The organism is Duganella violaceipulchra (assembly GCF_019166075.1).
GTDB classification, from domain to species: domain Bacteria; phylum Pseudomonadota; class Gammaproteobacteria; order Burkholderiales; family Burkholderiaceae_D; genus Rugamonas; species Rugamonas violaceipulchra.
In genome coordinates this window covers 1-399 of the sequence record NZ_JAHTGR010000142.1, presented here as the reverse complement: position 1 = coordinate 399, position 399 = coordinate 1, and the positions used below count along the sequence as shown (strand labels likewise).

Annotated in this window: 1 protein-coding gene; it reads right to left on the bottom strand. The window is 59.1% G+C overall.

Going from position 1 to position 399, the window contains the following annotated elements:
* A partial coding sequence (locus tag KVP70_RS33365) for an AMP-binding protein (protein ID WP_217946727.1) occupies positions 1-399 on the bottom strand: 399 nt, incomplete at both ends.

Sequence of the window (399 nt, the reverse complement as noted above, 5' to 3'; positions counted from 1 at the left end):
AGAAGTCAAAAGCAAACGAGTGGAACAGCGTCCACACATCGTTGACATTAAAATGAAACCGGTCTTGTGTCGCTGCAAATAGACGTAACACATTTTCGTGCTGAACCATCACCCCCTTGGGCATCCCGGTCGAGCCCGAGGTATAGATCACATACGCCAGGTGCCGCGCCGTCAAGCCCAGCTGCGCCGGGTCGGGATTGTGCGATGTTTGACGCGCCATGGCCGCGCCGTCTTCCTCTCCATCGAGCAGCAGCACCGGTATCGTCAATCCTGCTTCGGCCGCAGCCGGCAGGCGCTCTTGCATGCCCGTCTGCGTCAGCAGCGCCACCGGCATACTGTCTTGTAACATGTATGCCAGACGCTCCTGGGGATAGCTCGGGTCGAGCGGCACATACGCGC